Origin of the sequence: Brevibacterium sp. SIMBA_078 (assembly GCF_046534565.1) — a bacterium.
Taxonomy (GTDB): Bacteria; Actinomycetota; Actinomycetes; order Actinomycetales; family Brevibacteriaceae; genus Brevibacterium.
In genome coordinates this window covers 1-371 of the sequence record NZ_JAWRYQ010000057.1, presented here as the reverse complement: position 1 = coordinate 371, position 371 = coordinate 1, and the positions used below count along the sequence as shown (strand labels likewise).

The following is a 371-nucleotide window of genomic DNA, read 5'->3' as shown; positions in this document are numbered from 1 at the left end:
CTGCCACGTAAAAGACCGGGCGGCCTTCTTTAACCAGAAGCCAGATCAGAAGGACCAGCAGAACAGGACCGAGGATCACGATCAGCAGGGTCACGAAAAAGAGGTCAAAGAGGCGTTTATCCCACGTCATTGGGCGGAGCTGTCCTTCATATGTGGCTCTAAAAGGGCCATTTCAGCAATCATGCCCGCCGGATCAGCGGCGGACAAGGTCATCTGTGGCGCCAGAAACGCGCGGAGGCGGGCAACGTCAAGCGCGACCTCTGGAATCGCGGTTTGCGGAGCAAGACAGCCGACATAGTCCCGACCGGCGGCGTCGAGCAGAGCCCCCATCTGGATCGGCCCGGGCTGGGCGATGTTCAGCAGCTCAGGTC

The 371-nt window shown here is 60.1% G+C and carries 1 protein-coding gene; it reads right to left on the bottom strand.

Going from position 1 to position 371, the window contains the following annotated elements; genetic code table 11:
• Window positions 1–126: 126 nt before the first annotated feature.
• Window positions 127–371: hypothetical protein (locus SB749_RS18845; protein ID WP_410711645.1), on the bottom strand; the 245-nt coding region annotated here is incomplete at its 5' end.